Source organism: Clostridium ragsdalei P11, assembly GCF_001675165.1.
Classification (GTDB): Bacteria; Bacillota; Clostridia; order Clostridiales; family Clostridiaceae; genus Clostridium_B; species Clostridium_B ragsdalei.
This window is the reverse complement of sequence record NZ_LROS01000012.1, coordinates 74,067-90,316: the sequence shown is the minus strand read 5'-3', so window position 1 is coordinate 90,316 and position 16,250 is coordinate 74,067. Positions and strand designations below refer to the sequence as shown.

General features: G+C 31.3%; 17 protein-coding genes and 1 other annotated feature. Of the genes, 11 read left to right on the top strand and 6 right to left on the bottom strand.

The features are described from left to right. The first annotated feature begins 131 nt into the window (after positions 1–131). The 7 genes from CLRAG_RS20125 (at position 132) to CLRAG_RS07265 (ending at position 8,144) form a co-directional block, all read left to right on the top strand. Complete coding sequence (locus tag CLRAG_RS20125) at positions 132–371, top strand: hypothetical protein (RefSeq protein ID WP_083985592.1); 240 nt, start codon at positions 132–134, stop codon at positions 369–371. Further along, positions 362–1,084 (top strand): serine/threonine protein kinase, encoded by a 723-nt coding sequence (locus CLRAG_RS07290; RefSeq protein ID WP_065077805.1) that lies wholly within the window; start codon positions 362–364, stop codon positions 1,082–1,084. The genes CLRAG_RS20125 and CLRAG_RS07290 overlap by 10 nt, the downstream gene beginning before the upstream one ends. A 298-nt stretch (positions 1,085–1,382) precedes the next feature. After that, on the top strand, positions 1,383–2,132 hold the full coding sequence (gene surE, locus CLRAG_RS07285) for a 5'/3'-nucleotidase SurE (RefSeq protein WP_065077804.1): 750 nt from the start codon (positions 1,383–1,385) through the stop codon (positions 2,130–2,132). Between the two features lie 30 nt (positions 2,133–2,162). Next, positions 2,163–2,963 carry an ABC transporter substrate-binding protein gene (locus CLRAG_RS07280; protein WP_242832229.1) on the top strand — a complete coding sequence of 267 codons (801 nt, stop codon included), beginning with the start codon at positions 2,163–2,165 and terminating at the stop codon, positions 2,961–2,963. 230 nt (positions 2,964–3,193) lie between these two features. Next, complete coding sequence (locus CLRAG_RS07275) at positions 3,194–3,598, top strand: hypothetical protein (protein WP_065077803.1); 405 nt, start codon at positions 3,194–3,196, stop codon at positions 3,596–3,598. 156 nt (positions 3,599–3,754) lie between these two features. Continuing rightward, positions 3,755–3,966 (top strand) — a binding site (T-box leader). An 84-nt stretch (positions 3,967–4,050) separates the two neighbouring features. Beyond that, entirely contained in the window at positions 4,051–6,699 is a 2,649-nt protein-coding gene (locus CLRAG_RS07270; RefSeq protein ID WP_065077802.1) for a valine--tRNA ligase, read from the top strand. 98 nt (positions 6,700–6,797) lie between these two features. Beyond that, positions 6,798–8,144, top strand: a complete 1,347-nt coding sequence (locus CLRAG_RS07265) for a bifunctional folylpolyglutamate synthase/dihydrofolate synthase (protein ID WP_065077801.1) — start codon at positions 6,798–6,800, stop codon at positions 8,142–8,144. A 689-nt stretch (positions 8,145–8,833) separates the two neighbouring features. On the opposite strand, the gene CLRAG_RS07260 is transcribed toward CLRAG_RS07265, so the two are convergent. Next, complete coding sequence (locus CLRAG_RS07260; protein ID WP_013240091.1) at positions 8,834–9,085, bottom strand: TIGR03905 family TSCPD domain-containing protein; 252 nt, start codon at positions 9,083–9,085, stop codon at positions 8,834–8,836. 146 nt (positions 9,086–9,231) lie between these two features. Here CLRAG_RS07260 and CLRAG_RS07255 point away from each other — a divergent pair, with 146 nt between their 5' ends. Further along, complete coding sequence (locus tag CLRAG_RS07255; protein ID WP_065077808.1) at positions 9,232–10,119, top strand: YncE family protein; 888 nt, start codon at positions 9,232–9,234, stop codon at positions 10,117–10,119. Between the two features lie 4 nt (positions 10,120–10,123). Here the strand turns inward: CLRAG_RS07255 and CLRAG_RS07250 are convergent, their stop codons facing one another. Then, positions 10,124–10,651, bottom strand: a complete 528-nt coding sequence (locus CLRAG_RS07250; protein ID WP_065077800.1) for a DUF4364 family protein — start codon at positions 10,649–10,651, stop codon at positions 10,124–10,126. Positions 10,652–10,841: 190 nt separating this feature from the next. Here CLRAG_RS07250 and pdaB point away from each other — a divergent pair, with 190 nt between their 5' ends. From pdaB to CLRAG_RS07235, 3 genes are all read left to right on the top strand, one after another. After that, positions 10,842–11,594: a polysaccharide deacetylase family sporulation protein PdaB gene (pdaB, locus tag CLRAG_RS07245; protein ID WP_065077799.1), complete on the top strand. Its 753-nt coding sequence runs from the start codon at positions 10,842–10,844 to the stop codon at positions 11,592–11,594. 163 nt (positions 11,595–11,757) lie between these two features. Next, a complete protein-coding gene (locus CLRAG_RS07240) occupies positions 11,758–12,255 on the top strand; it encodes a hypothetical protein (RefSeq protein WP_065077798.1) in 498 nt (165 codons plus the stop codon). 80 nt (positions 12,256–12,335) lie between these two features. Next, positions 12,336–13,064, top strand: coding sequence for a single-stranded DNA-binding protein (locus CLRAG_RS07235; protein ID WP_065077797.1), 729 nt, complete (start codon positions 12,336–12,338; stop codon positions 13,062–13,064). Between the two features lie 254 nt (positions 13,065–13,318). Here CLRAG_RS07235 and dapD read toward each other — a convergent pair whose 3' ends face one another. The 4 genes from dapD to CLRAG_RS07215 form a co-directional block, all read right to left on the bottom strand. Next, positions 13,319–14,035 carry a 2,3,4,5-tetrahydropyridine-2,6-dicarboxylate N-acetyltransferase gene (gene dapD / locus CLRAG_RS07230; protein ID WP_065077796.1) on the bottom strand — a complete coding sequence of 239 codons (717 nt, stop codon included), beginning with the start codon at positions 14,033–14,035 and terminating at the stop codon, positions 13,319–13,321. A gap of 134 nt (positions 14,036–14,169) precedes the next feature. After that, positions 14,170–15,060 carry an Hsp33 family molecular chaperone HslO gene (gene hslO / locus CLRAG_RS07225; RefSeq protein WP_065077795.1) on the bottom strand — a complete coding sequence of 297 codons (891 nt, stop codon included), beginning with the start codon at positions 15,058–15,060 and terminating at the stop codon, positions 14,170–14,172. A gap of 29 nt (positions 15,061–15,089) precedes the next feature. Then, a complete protein-coding gene (locus tag CLRAG_RS07220) occupies positions 15,090–15,830 on the bottom strand; it encodes a class I SAM-dependent DNA methyltransferase (RefSeq protein WP_065077794.1) in 741 nt (246 codons plus the stop codon). Positions 15,831–15,966: 136 nt separating this feature from the next. Further along, on the bottom strand, positions 15,967–16,236 hold the full coding sequence (locus CLRAG_RS07215; protein ID WP_065077793.1) for an alpha/beta-type small acid-soluble spore protein: 270 nt from the start codon (positions 16,234–16,236) through the stop codon (positions 15,967–15,969). Positions 16,237–16,250: the final 14 nt, after the last annotated feature.

The following is a 16,250-nucleotide window of genomic DNA, read 5'->3' as shown; positions in this document are numbered from 1 at the left end:
CAATTAAAATAGTCTAGCTATAGGTGCGAAAACTAATCCACAGCGTCTTATGATAATTATAGTAAAAAATCTTTAAGAAAGGAAAAGTATAATGAATTTTTTACTACATGTTCATTATACAAGGTGCTTTAATGAGTTTTTTCTCAAGATCATCAGAAAAAAATAGATATGGAGATAAGCATCGAGGTAGTAACTATTATAAAAGAGAAGGATTGTTAAGCCGTATATTGAGAAGGTTTGGTTCACTTTCCAATTCAGGCAGGAAATATAATAACAAGTATTCTCACAGTTCACATCAAAATCATTATTCCGATAGACGGCATTATTCAAATCAGAGACATCATAGAAGATATAAAAGTTCATGGTCATGATATCGTTTTTTAAGAGAAAGGTATATCCAGCAGGCTGTTTTATTAATGAATATAAAGTTATAAGACTAATAGGTGAAGGACGGTTTGGTGTATGCTATTTAGTTAACTTAGGTGGCAAGGAATATGTACTAAAAGAGATTAAACCTAAGGCTATTAAAAAGAATGGAAGTAAAATTATCTTTGAGAAAGAAATACTTTCATCTATTGAACATCCATCAATTCCTAAAATATTTGATACAATAATAAATGATGATATGTATGCTTATATTTTGGAATACAAAACGGGAAAGACGATAGAAGAGATGCTTTTTGGAGATAATCACGTATTTACACAACCGGAGATTTATGAGGTGGGGAAAAGGGTTATAAATATAATAAAATATCTCCATGACAACAATATAGTTCATAGAGATATAAGGGTACCCAATGTGATTCTTCATGAAAATAATGTGCATCTTATTGATTTTGGACTTGCAAGATTCATTAATAATGAGAGGTATGTACCTCCTGCAGACTTTTCATATTTTGGCCACTTATTGCTTCATTTACATTACTCTTCTTTTGAAAAAAGCAGCAGAAAATCAAAACCCTGGTACAGTGAGCTAGAGTTAACGGAAAAGAATATAATGTTTTTAAAGAAACTTATAGGTATTAAGGAGAATTATAAAAATATCATTGAGGTTGAGGATGATTTTTGCAAGGTATTTGGCTAGTTGAATTACCGGGCTTTTCCAGCTGATTTATCCGATCGCACTACCATTGCTAACACCCCCATCTTCTATCAAAGTGGGGGATAAGCACTGGTACGCGCCTGGATAAGTTCTTCTAAGGTTCAGCTGGAGAAAGTCATCCTTATAAGCAAACTCCATCTGAACCTAAGAATCACTTGATAATCAAGTTTGTGATTATAAAAATATAAATTGATTTTTTATTTATTTCTACATTTAATTTTCTGTATTTGTAGTAGAATAGTTTTAAATGATCAATTTATATAAGTGTGGAGGCTAATTTATGAAATTATTATTGACCAACGACGATGGAGTTAATGCAAAAGGAATATATGCATTAGCTAAAGAATTAGAAAAAAAGCATGAAGTGATAATTGTTGCGCCGGATGTTGAAAAAAGTGCCAGCAGTCATTCTATAACAGTAAGAGATCCTTTATTTGTTAAACAAGTGAAGCTTGAAGGAATAAAATCTAAAGCCTACAGCGTCACTGGTACACCTGCAGATTGTGTAAAGATTGCAATAGATAAAATTGTAGATGGAAATGTAGATATGGTTTTATCCGGAATAAATAATGGATTGAATATTGGATTGGACGTGTTGTATTCCGGTACGGTTTCTGCAGCTATTGAGGCTGCCATTAATAAAATACCTTCACTGGCTGCATCTATGGAAGTTGAAGATGGAGTTGAAGGAGAATATGAGGATGCAGCAAAATGTGTTTCAGGAGTACTGGAAAAGCTTGAAGATAGATATATAAAAGATGATGTTGTATTTAATTTAAATATGCCCATGAAGATAAAAAAAGGAATTAAAGTGTGCAAAATTGGTGAAAGAGGATATACTGGTTATTTTATAGAGGTGGATTCTAAAGATGAGGGAAAGACTTTTCAATTAAAAGGTAAGATGAGTGATTCTCTTGTTATTGACACAGATGGATATTTTATAAAACAAGGTTATGCTACTTTAACACCACTTCACTATGATCTCACTAATTTTAAACTGCTTAAACAGGTTGATAAAATTTTTAGCTAATAAAAATGTATAAAAACTTGTGTTTTTGTAATGGTAGCAGATAAAACTATGCAGCAGGTACTTAGCAAAAGTTGTGATATTGGATTTTGTGGGCCGGAGCAGACAATATATATATATAACCAGAAGAGAAAGGATTACCCCGTACTTTTTGCACAACTTACAACTACAGATGGTTCTTTTTTAGTTGGTAGAAAAGCGGAAAAAAACTTTGATTGGAAATCTGTAAAAGGCAAAAGTATAATTGGGGGAAGACCTGGTGGAGTTCCTGAAATGGCTCTGGAGTATGTATTGCAGAAAAATGGAATTCAACCTGGAAAAGACGTTAACTTGATGACTAATATTGCCTACACTGCAACAGGAGGAGCTTTTAAATCGAAAACAGGGGATTACGTTGCACTTTTTGAACCAACAGCTAGTATGCTTGAAAAAGATAAAACTGGATACGTAGTTGCTTCAGTAGGTAAATCTGCTGGTGTGCTTCCATATACCTGTTATTTTTCAACTAAATCATATATGGAAAAGAATCCACAGACTATTCAAAAATTCACTGATGCAATTCATCAAGGACAAATATGGGTTCAAAAACACAGTGACAAAGAAGTGGCTGAGGCTATAAAATCATTTTTCCCTGGAACAGATGAAGATATCTTGATTTCTGTAGTGAAAAATTATAGAGCTATAAATGCCTATGCGACTACTCCAGTTATAAAACAGCAGGATTTAAACAGACTTGAGGATATAATACAAAACTATAAACCTAGTTTAATACCTTCAAGACCAGACTTTAATAAGATAGTTAATAACTCTTTTGCAGAAAAAGCTATTAAATAACTTATAGCATTTCGAAATGAAAATAAACTTATACACATCAATAGATTATTAGTAATTGAAAATTACATTTAAGTTAAGAATTAATAGTGAAAAATGAGTGAAAATTAATTATAACTATTAATTCTTAACTATTAATTTTAAATTTAAACTCTTCCCACACATAACTTTTGATATAATGGAATAAAATACAATTAGTCTTTTTACTGTATGAATGGTAGGTGGTGTACGTTTTGAATAATGAATATTTAGATTATATAGAAGATTATGCTCGAAAGGTTGATTTTAAAAAAATAGCAGAGAATCCATTTTATTTTGAAAAGGTGTATAGGGACATAGGTATGAAATTTCAAGATCTATATGGAGCTTCATATAATGAAATGGATGAAGCATATATTCCAGGAACTTTGTTAAATGCAGATAATGAAAAATTTATTGCTGTATTTTTTATAGGAGTAAGAAATGGTGGCATAAATTATAGAGCTATTATATTTCATCCTAAATATGGTCTTGTAGATGAAGATGATTTTCAAGATGTATTATCGGAAGAAGAATACCTTTCTATGATACACTATAAATATAGATTGTGTGTAAAATTATTGAATGATTCGCCAGGAAATATGTTTAAAAAATACTAGTTGTATGAGATTGACGTATATAGAGTTTTACTATAAAAATTAAATGCGGTATACTAAGACATTATCACAATTCAATCATAAAACGTTTCAAAATGAAAATAAAATTTCTTGACAGGTTAAAAAATAACGTTATAATAGAACTATATAAATTTGAATTTGTTAACTGTGAAAAAGAGGATTAGAGATAATGGAGTATAAAGAGAGGAAAACTTGTTAGTTGAGAGGTTTTCTATATGGATTATCTTGAAGGTAGCTTTGGAGTTTCTTTACTGAAATAACAGTAGGTAAAGACGGTTTTCTTAATCGTTATTTTTTAAGAGCCTGTATTTACAGGAAAAAAGGTGGTAACGCGGGTCTTCGTCCTTTATGGATGAAGGCTTTTTTTGATTTAAGAATGTAAATACTTGAATTGGTATTAATATTAGAATATCTAACAATTAGGAGGAGATTTGATGGCACAAAAAAAAGAAATGGCAACTACTTATAACCCAAAAGAATTTGAAGACAGACTTTATGATCTTTGGCAAGAAAAAGGATACTTTACACCTAAAGCAGAGAAAGATAAAAAATCGTATACAATAGTAATACCACCTCCAAATATTACAGGAAAATTACATCTTGGACACGCGCTTGATGATACTATACAGGACATAATAATAAGAACAAAGAGAATGCAAGGCTACAGTACACTATGGCTTCCGGGTGAAGATCATGCAAGTATTGCAACTGAGGTAAAAGTTGAAAAAGAACTCCTAAAAAAGGGAATAGAAAAAAAGAAAATAGGAAGAGAAAAGTTTCTTGAAAAAACCTGGGATTGGAGTAATGAATACAGGGGCAGAATAAGAAATCAGGTAAAGAAGCTTGGTTGCTCTGCAGATTTTACAAGAGAGCGATTTACTATGGACGAAGGCCTCAATAAGGCAGTAAAAAAGTTCTTTGTAAAACTATATAATGATGGCCTTATATATCAGGGAAACAGGATAATAAACTGGTGTCCTAAATGTCAGACAGCTATATCCGATGCTGAAATCGAGTATGAAGAGCAGCAGGGACATTTTTGGCACATAAAATATAAGATTGTAGGCAGTGACGAATACCTTGAAATTGCAACTACAAGACCTGAAACAATGTTTGGAGATACAGCCATTGCAGTTAATCCTAAGGATGAAAGATATAAGCATTTAGTAGGAAAGAAAGCTATACTTCCAATTATAAATAGGGAAATACCTATAGTTGAGGACGACTATGTAGACATGGAGTTTGGTACTGGAGCAGTTAAGATAACACCAGCTCATGACCCTAATGACTATCATGTAGGAAAAAGACATAACCTTCCTGAAATAATAGTAATGAATGAAGATGGAACTATAAAATTACCTGGAACAAAATATGATGGGCTTGATAGATACGAAGCTAGAAAGTTAGTAGTAGAAGATTTAGATAAGCAGGGATATTTGGTTAAAATCAAAGAACATGCACATAATGTAGGATGTCATGACAGATGTGGTACTACTATCGAACCTATGCTTTCAAAGCAGTGGTTTGTAAAGATGAAATCACTGGCAGAACCTGCTATTAAAGTTGTAAGAGATAAAAAGGTTAAATTTGTACCTGAAAGATTTGAAAAGACTTATTTCAACTGGATGGAAAATATTCAGGATTGGTGTATTTCAAGACAGCTCTGGTGGGGACATAGAATTCCTGTTTGGTACTGTAAAGATTGTGGCGAAGTTATAGTAACAGATGGAGAAGCTACGAAATGTACAAAGTGTGGTTCAACTAACTTAGAGCAGGATAAAGATGTACTGGATACCTGGTTTAGTTCTGCACTATGGCCTTTCTCAACACTTGGATGGCCAGATAAGACAGAGGATTTGAAATGCTTCTACCCTAACAATACTCTTGTTACAGGATACGACATAATATTCTTCTGGGTTGCAAGGATGATATTCTCAGGTCTTTACTGTATGGATGACATTCCTTTTGAAAATGTACTTATACACGGTATCGTAAGGGATTCTCAAGGAAGAAAAATGTCAAAATCACTTGGAAATGGTGTAGACCCAATAGAGGTAATAGAACAATATGGAGCAGATGCTCTTAGATTTACTCTTATTACAGGAAATGCACCAGGAAATGACATAAGGTATTATCCAGAAAGAGTTGAAGCATCTAGAAATTTTGCAAACAAGATATGGAATGCCTCAAGATTTGTACTTATGAACATAGATGAAGATTTGATGAATAAGTATAAAGACTGCAAAGATTACAGTGGTGCAGATAGATGGATAATGTCTAAATTAAATACTCTTGTAAAAGAAGTTACAGACAACATAGAAAAATTTGAACTTGGAATAGCTTCTCAGAAATTATATGATTTTATATGGGGAGAATTATGTGATTGGTATATAGAACTTGTTAAACCTGTTATGTATGGTGAGGATGAAAAAGCTAAAGGTGTAGCATACAATGTATTAAACAATGTATTATCTACAAGTTTGCAGCTATTACATCCTGTAATGCCTTTTATAACTGAGGAAATATATACTCACCTTTATACAGAGTATGAATCTATAACTATATCGAAATGGCCAGAATATGATGAAAACCTGAAGGATTTAAAGGCAGAAAAAGATATGGAATATATTATAGAGGCTATTAGAGAAATAAGAAATATTAGAACAGAAATGAATGTACCATTTTCCAGAAAAGCAAAAATCATAGTTCGTGTAGCTGAAAAAGATGCATATGAAGCTTTTCAAAATGGAGAAGATTATTTCAAAAAATTAGCTTCTGCTAGTGAAGTTGAATTTTTAAAAGATAAAAATGATGCACCCAAAAATATAGTATCAGCAGTAACTAGAGGAGCAGAATTATTTATTCCACTTTTTGATCTGGTAGATATGGATAAGGAAATTGAAAGACTTAATAAGGAAAAGGAAAAACTAGAGGGAGAAATAAAGAGGGTAGAAAACAAACTTTCAAATGAAAAATTTGTTGCTAAGGCACCGGAAGCTGTGGTAAATGCAGAAAGAGAAAAAGGTGACAAATACAGAGAAATGTTGAATACTGTAGTTGAAAGATTGGAAAATATAAAATAAAATTTAATGTAGATGGAGTTTAAGCTCCATCTACATTAAATTTAACTTATCCAGGGACACAGTCATGGGATAAAATAAAATATGGGGATGTGTTTACTATGAATTATGATGAAGCAATCGAGTATATAGAAACTACTGCTAAGTTTGGCAGTAACTATGGACTTGATAGAACACAAAAAATGCTAGAACTTTTAGGTAATCCGGATAAAAAGGTAAAGACAATACATGTAGCCGGTACCAATGGCAAAGGTTCTATTACTGCAATGATAAACAGAATACTAATGGAGGCCGGATTTAAGGTAGGTATGTACACTTCACCTTATTTAGAGGTATTTGAAGAGAGAATTCAAATAAATGGTGTCAATATACCGAGAGATGATTTGAGCAGAGTAGTAACCAAGGTATCAGAGGTTGTTAAAAAGGTTATTGAGCTTGGATATGAAAATCCTACTGAGTTTGAAATAATTACCTGTGCCATGTTCTATTATTTCTATGAGAAAAAAGTTGATATAGCTGTAGTTGAAGTGGGACTTGGGGGAAGACTTGATGCTACGAATGTTATGGCACCATTTTCAAAAGAAGAAGATGGAGGAGTGTTACTTAGCATAATTGCTTCTATAAGCTATGATCATATGCAGATACTAGGAGATACGTTAGCTGAGATAGCTCATGAAAAGGCAGGAATAGTTAAGCCTGGTATACCCGTAATACTTTATCCTGAAGAAAAAGAAGCAGAAGAGGCTATAGAAAAGGTATGCAGTGAAAGGGGAAGTACACTTATAAAGGTCCCTTGCAATTGTGCAGAGCCTGAGAATCAGGAAAAGATCAATAATAACAGTAAAGAATATGTGCAAAAGATAAAGGTACATACAAAAAAAGAAGATTACCATATTGAGTTATCCCTTTTAGGTAGACATCAGCTTACAAATTGTGCTTGTGCTATATTTGCTATAGAGGAACTGTCTAGATATGGACTTGATATAGATAAGCAGACTATATTAAAAGCACTTTCTAATGTGAAATGGATTGGAAGACTTGAAGTAATGCACCGTAAACCACTAGTTGTAATAGATGGCGCACACAATAGAGAAGGAATTTCCATGCTGAGGAAAAACTTGTGCAGCTATTTTAACTACAATAAGATGATACTTATACTTGGTATACTTGCAGATAAGGAAGTTGAAGTAATGGTAAAAACTATTGTTCCTTTAGCGGAGAGAGTAATAGCCGTTACCCCAAACAATACAAGAGCTGAAAATTCAAAAGAGTTAAAAGGTGTCATAGAAAAATATAACTCTAAATGTGAAGCTTTGGATAGTTATGAAGATGCTTACGAAAAGGCACTTTCCTACTGCGACGAAGATGATATATTATTGATATCGGGTTCTCTTTACATGATAGGCGACATGAGGAAAATTATAAGAAAGCACAGTAACTGCAAATAAGTTTGAAGTTATGGCTTTTAACTAAAAATAAACTTATGCTCCGAATATTTTACAACCACAAGTACGGTTAAATATTTTGATAAGGCTAAGCAGAAAATTAAAAAAACCTAAGGACTTTTGAAAACTCGTACCTCAGACAATTCAAAAGTCCTAAGTTTTTTTATAAATTTTCTACTAAGACTTATATACAAAATATTTAAATGTACTTGTTTATTGTAAAATATTTCTACACATAAGTTTATTTTTGTATAAAACCTATAAATCATAAATATTATTTGGATTTATATGGGGTTTGTAATTGAAATTTCAACTTATACATAAAATATACTAACAAAATTGAAATTACATTTAAAAACTTTTATAAACAGAGCTCTTGGCATCAGATGGAGTTTTGACTCCACCTGATGCTTAGAAATCGTTATCCAGGGACGTAGCTGCTCTTTACTCCAACTTGGAGAAGTGGGAGTATTAGAGCAGGTAGTCATCGGATAAATAAGTCTTAGTTTGGTATTTTAGAAAACCTTAGGTACTTAGATGTGTTTGAGGTACGAGTTTATCTAAGTACCTTTAGGTTTTCAAAATACCAAGCTTTAGACTTATTAAAAGTTTTTAGTGTAATGAAATTTGTTAGTATATGACTGGTATAAGTGAACTTTCTAATTAGAAGATCTATATGTTAAATAAATTTTTTACTTACGGCTTAAAACTAATTTTTTAAGGGCGGTTGCAAATTGATCAGGACAGGAAGTCCCTTTTCCACTGCAGGAAATTCCCTCTAATTTTTCAACAGCTTCAGCCACATCCATTCCTTCTACTAATTTTGATATACCTTGTAAGTTCCCATTACATCCTCCTACAAAATTTACATTTCTAATTTTGTTTTCTACAACATCAAAATTTATTTGACTTGAACAAACTCCTTTTGTTACATAACTGTACATTTCATCACCTTGTTTCATATAAAATAATGTATTAACAAAATAATTATATAGAATATAAAGTTAATATACAACAAAATAAATTAATTAATTAGTATTACCTATTTTAGTTAACCTTCATATTATAGTTGTAAGGGGGCGATGGTGTGTTGGAGTATCTTTATATATGCAGCACTTCTTCTGATACGGTATCAAAGGTGAATTTGGATGATTTTCATGAAGAAACTAGAATACATTTAAAATCTGAGGACATGACCTATAGAGTTGGACCCCATGGTGTATGTTTAAGTGATTCTAAACTTATAACGGCAAACAAATATAGTAACAGCATATCTATAATAGACATGAAAAATGAAATTCAGGAAGAAACTTATTACGTTGGGGCATGCTGCAATGATATTATTACCTATAAAAATAATGCATATGTAATATGCAGTGATTTAAACAGCTTACTTGTTTTTGATCTTAGCATGAGAAGAGTAGTTGAAGAAGTTCCCTGTGGAAATCTTCCTTACAGTATATGTTTGAATAAGGAAAGAAAGCTGCTAGTAATATCTAATATGGAAGATGATAGCATAACCTTAATAGACTGCAAAAAAAATGAACGTATAGCTAACATAGGAGTAGGATGCTATCCTACTAAGGCTGTGTTTGCAGTGGATGGACAGCATATACTTATCTGTGAAAGCAATATAGGATCGGAGTTTAGGGGAAGTATAGCCATATTATCACTTAAAAACTATAAAATTATAAATAGAATTATTGTGGGAAATTCGCCAGTAGACATATACTGCAGCAGTAGATACTGTTTTGTATCTAATTTTGGAGATGGTACAATAAGCGTTTTGGATATAAATAACTATAAGGAGAAAAAGAGGTTGATTGTAGGGGGGATGCCTGCAAGTATATTAAAACGAAGGGGAAGTTTATATGTGGGTGATAATTATAACAATCTATTGATAAAGGTAAATTTAAAAGATGAAAATAAAAAATATATACCTATAGGTGGAGAACCTACAGGTATGGTTGTGAAATAAATATTTAATCTTCCATAAGTAATTCAACTATTTTATAATAAATTTCTGAAAAGTTTTTTTCCCACTTTTCACATAGATTTTGGGCAGTTTTTTTAGAGTCCACATTTAGTTTCAAGTTCATTAAGATGGAATTACTTTCTGATATTTTTAAATTTACCATAAAGCTGTTTTTATGTTTAGTTGTATAGTTGGCATTTACTGAAATTTTACTTTTTATGTCATTAAAACGCTCGTCTATATAGCTGTCTAATATATCTATTTTATCTTTGGAAATTCTATTTCCGAAGAGGGACAACACCTTTATGCCTTTTTTTGTAATTATAAATTTATGGTTACTTTGAGAATCTATCTGCTTGATAAAATTAGAAGATAGAAGCTCATTTAAATATTGCTGAAGAGTAAAATAATTTATGAAGTCATTTTCCAGTATGACTTCGGTTATTTGATTATTGGAAATAGGAAAATTGATTTTTTTAAATATATAAAGCAGAAGTAATTTATTTTCTGCTAGTTCTAAAGTGTTTTCAAACATTTAAAATCCTCTCCATTGAATTAAGAATACTAAAATAATATATATGTATATTATAGCATAGTTGTATAAAATATTTGAATGCATATTTTTGAATGTAATATATCTACAATAAATTTTTTCAATTTTGTAATATTTGTTGTTATAAAATACTATATAAAATTATGAAATAAATATATTGTGGAGGTAAAAATTGAAATCAAGATGTATAAAAAAAATATTTATGGTGTCCATATTATTGCTTATAGCTATTGGCGTATCATTATTTGCAAATTATAGATATGAAGGGGCATTTGCAAGAGTAAATAGGAAATTACCTATTTACTGTGTTGACACAAAAGATAAAAAAGTTGCTATAACCTTTGATGTTAGTCTAGGAGGTGAATACATTGATAAAATATTAAATGCACTGGATAAATATAATATAAAAGCTACATTCTTTGTAGTAGGGGACTGGGTTGATAAAAATCCTGATAAACTAAAGGAGATATATAGTAAAGGACACGAAATAGGAAATCATTCAAATAGGCACCCTGATATGACGAAAATATCTAGAGATAAAATTATTGAAGATATAAACATAAATGAAGCTAAAATAAGAAGTATAACAGGAAGTGGAACAAAATTGTTTAGATGTCCTGAAGGGTCTTATAATGACGATGTAATAGATACAGTAAAGAAATCAGGATATTACTGCATTCAATGGGATGTAGATAGTATAGACTGGAAAGAGCAGGGGGCAGATCTTGAATACAACAGGGTTATAAAAAGTACAAAACCTGGTTCTATATTACTATTTCATAATAGTGCAAAGTATACACCACTTAATTTAGAAAGGGTAATAGTAAACTTAAAGGAAAAAGGATACAAGTTTGTTAAGGTAGGAGATTTGATATACAAAGATAACTATAAAATGGACTATGACGGAAAGCAGATGAGAAATTAATATGACTTATATTAAGCAGTTATTGAAAAACACAATAAATATGTATTATAATGGCAATGAGGGTAAGTATCAATGATTGGATTACTATTTAGAAAATAGTATAAAAAAACATATCCTGTTTAAAATAATTTTAAAACATATATTTTAACAGGAGGTAATAAAGATGCAATCTATAGAAGTTATTGAAACTAATGCCCAGTTTAAGAGATATTTGGTAGAGCTTTTTGATTTAATGAATTTAGACTATTGCACTTTTACAGACAATGATGTTAGTAGAAGGGTAAATTATGTAGTGCTAAATTCTATAGATGGGAGATACAAGGTTTTAGATGGAGATTATTGTTTTGTAAATATGGATTTAATAAGTAAAAAGAAAAATAATGTAGATATATCCGGTTGCATCATAACCTATGGACTGGGAAGTAAGAATACGGTTACTATATCGAGTTTAGACTATTCTAGTGGATTTGTATATTGCCTCCAAAGGGATATTATATATGAGGGAAAAAGGGTGATTGAAGCTCAGGAAATTCCAGTTAATATGCTACTCAAAGATATTGATGAGCTTTACGCAGCTGTAGTAGCTATAACTATAGGTCTTATGGAAGACAAGTGCATTTATGATTTGATCAAAAATAAAACATTTATGACTTTAAGCTAAATTATAAGTATATTTTTGTTTTTTGATGAATAACTATATGATAGTGAAACATTTAAAACTAAGGGAAAGAGGGGTTTATGATGGACAATTTAATGTTAAACAATAAGATCTATCTTGAAGGTACAGTAGCTTCAGAATTACAATTTAGCCACGAAATGTATGGAGAGGGTTTTTACACCTTTAATGTTGAGGTTCCTAGATTAAGTGAAAGTAAGGATATACTATTCATTACAATCTCAGAGAGGCTTATAGGTGGAATGGATATCAAAGTTGGAACTGATGTAATAATAGAAGGACAGCTTAGGTCCTACAATAAATTTGTGGATGGAGCAAACAGATTGATATTAACTGTATTTGCAAGAAATATAGATTTTTGTACTGAAAGGAGTAAAAATCCAAATCAAATTTTTCTTGATGGATTTATATGTAAGGAGCCAGTTTATAGGACAACTCCCTTTGGCAGAGAAATCTCAGATATGCTTCTAGCTGTAAACAGAGCTTATAATAAGTCTGATTACATACCTACTATTGCTTGGGGAAGAAATTCTAGGTTCTGTAAGTCATTAAAAGTAAGTGACAATATAAGGGTTTGGGGAAGATTACAGAGTAGAGAATATCAAAAAAAGATATCGGATACTGAAATTGTAAAGAAAATAGCGTATGAAGTTTCTATATCTAAGATGGAAAAAGTTAACAGAGAGAATGAAAAAGCTCAAGAAGAAATGCAAGGAAAAGAGGAAAAAGAACAGCCTAAAAATGAAGATGAAAATAGCTTACAGGATAACATAGGTGATAAACGTATATCATAAACAGAGTTCTTGACATCAGATGGAGTCAAAACTCCATCTGATGCTTATTAACAGGATTCTTAGTGCTTCAGCACTTAGAAGGCGTTATCCTTTAGGGAAAATCGTTATCCAGGGACGTAGCTGCTCTTTGCTCACACTTGGAGAAGTGGGAGTATTAGAGCAGGTAGTCATCGGATAAACAGAATCTGTATTTACAGGGTATAGACCTTGTCCTTGAAATTTAAGGAGGTTATACCCTGTATTTTGTAGGTAAATTATTTTCTTAAATCTGATAAAATTTTAGTTTTGCCTTTAGTTTTATCATCTACTGACTTTACTATTTTTGCTGGACTTCCAGCAGCTACAACTCCTTCAGGTATATCTTCTGTTACTACTGAACCTGCTGCAATTACAGAGCCGGTTCCAATTTTTACTCCTTCTAAGATTACGGAGTTAGCTCCTATAAGTACATTGTCACCTATCTCACAAGGTGATTTACTAGGTGGTTCTAAAACTCCAGCTACTACAGCTCCAGCACCTAAGTGAACATTTTTACCAAGTTTTCCTCTAGCACCTACTACTGCATTCATATCTATCATAGTGCCTTCACCTATTTCTGCACCTATGTTTATAACTGCTCCCATCATTACTACTGCATTTTTGTCTATTTTAACTTTATCTCTTATAATAGCACCAGGTTCAATTCTAGCATTCATGTTTGTTAAATCAGCAAGGGGAATGGCTGAGTTTCTTCTGTCCTGTTCTATTCTAAATTGAGTAATCTTATCTTTGTTTTGTTCTAAAAATTTTGATATTTCATCGCTTTCACCAAAGAGAATGTAAAAATCACCACTATTATAATTTTCTATATTTCCTAAATCACAATTTGATATGTCACCTTTAAGGTAAACTTTGACTGGAGTAGATTTCTTAGCCTCTTTTATATACTTTGCTATTTGGTATGGATCTGTAAGATCATATTTTGCTTCCATTTTAAATCATCCTTTCCATTTTATTTATAATGAATAAATTTTAGTCTTTTATAGTAAGCATAACTACGTTTTTAGTTTTTTAAGCAAATTATAACATATAAAAGTTTAAGTATGTAGATAATTTGTATTTAATATCAGGATTTTTTTGTGCAGTTTTTAAGTATTTCACCTATTTGCTCATGGGTAAATTTATAAGATGTCTTACAAAAGTTACATTTTAATTCTTCAGTTTTTCCTTCATTATAAATTTCCTCTAAATCTTTTTCGCCTATGCTTATAAGAGCCTTTTCAACTCTTTCCCTTGAACAATCACATTTATAAGTAGGTGTTAGTTCATCTAATATCTTTAATCCCATATCCTTAAAGATATCATTTAATATTTGTGAAATACTCATGCCCTTAGCTAACATATTTGATATAGGTGGAATTTCCTGTAATCTATATGTAACTAAGTCTGCAAGCAGATCTTCTGCTCCAGGAAGCATCTGAATTATGAATCCTCCTGATGCCTTTATACTTAAATCTACATCTACAAGAACTCCAAGGGCTACTGCAGATGGAGTTTGCTCTGAAACTGTAAAGTAGTAAGCTAGATCATCTCCTATTTCTCCAGTTTGTATAGGAATTTTGCTGGAGTAAGGTTCTCTAAGTCCCATATTTCTTATTACAGTTAAATTTCCATTAATTCCAATGATACCACCTACGTCTAGTTTTCCCTTACTATTTGGGGGAAGATCTGCAGAAGGGTTTCCTATATATCCTTTTACATGACAGTCGGCATAGGAAGTTACAGATATTCCTTTAGCTTCACCGCCTCCTGAAATTATAAGGGATAAACTATCTTTAGGTGATTTTAACATTGACCCCATAAGGCTTCCTGCCGTGAGCATTCTTCCAAAGGCTGCTGCAGCTGTAGGAGCACATTCATGGATTTTAACAGCTGCATTTACTAGATTTGTAGTAGAGGCTGCTATTATTCGAATGTTATCATCTTTAGCTGTAGCTCTTATTAATTTATCTATCATTTAATTTCCATCTCCTAATCATACGTGTATTAAAGTTTAGTTACTATATATGATATTCTTTCAGAAACATCAGTTACAGTTTTATCACTGTAGTTGTCCAATTTATTTATAATTTTAAATCCACAATTTTTCAATGTGGATTCTATATATTCGCAAGTATAAGCCCTTTCACGATGGTTTTCATCAAATCGTTTATAAAAATCCTCATGACGTATAAAAAATGTGAGGTACATGTCCACAATGTCATCTTCTAAATAATTTTCCCACATATAGGTAATATCTTCATCATCATAAGTATAGGTATTGTTACCTAGTATATTTGTAATTTTGTAATAGGAATTTATATCAAATAAGAATATTCCATTGCTTTCTAAATGATTGAACACACTTTTAAAGTAACTTTGCAATTCTGATTCTTTTAATATATAGTTTGTAGAATCAAGACAGCAAGTTATGAGATTGAATTTCCTGTTTAACTCGAAATTAGTTATGTCTTGACATATAAAGTTTACTTTTAATCCACTGTTCCTAAGCTTTATATCTGCTTCTGATAGCATTTCACTGGATAAATCTACTGCCCAGGTATTTTTAAAATAAAATGCCAATTTTTCTGTCATATTACCTGTGCCACAGGCTAAATCCAGATAATTTTCTCTATCTATATTTAATTTTTCACATATGTTTATAATTTTTTTAGCCCATGCGCTGTAATCTATATCGCTGTTTATTAGATTGTCATATATATGAGCAAATTTTCCATAGCAGTTCATTTTTATTTCCGTTATGAGATTTTCATAACGGTCTTTAACTCCCTTCTTACAGGTATTTTTATAAGTGTTTAAAGTTAAAAAAGGTAAAATTGTATTTATCAATTAATATTATATATTTTTAAGGTATAAGTCAAATTTATCGTTTATCTTTGCTTTTATGATTGTTTATTAGATTTTCATTTTTAGGTATATTTAATTCTTTTTTTCTCTTAGTCATCATGCCGCCAATTCTTCCAGTTTCTTCAGCTGTTAAACTGCTCCAGCCAGATGAATTAACTTTATCTTTTAATCCTAGTTCTTCAGCTATTTCATATTTTAATTTTTCTCTGAGTTTTTCAGCATCTGTAAGCTCCCTGTTTGATTTCAATTTTGCTTTTATGATTTTTTTTAATGGAGTTTTTGACATTGATACCATCCTCC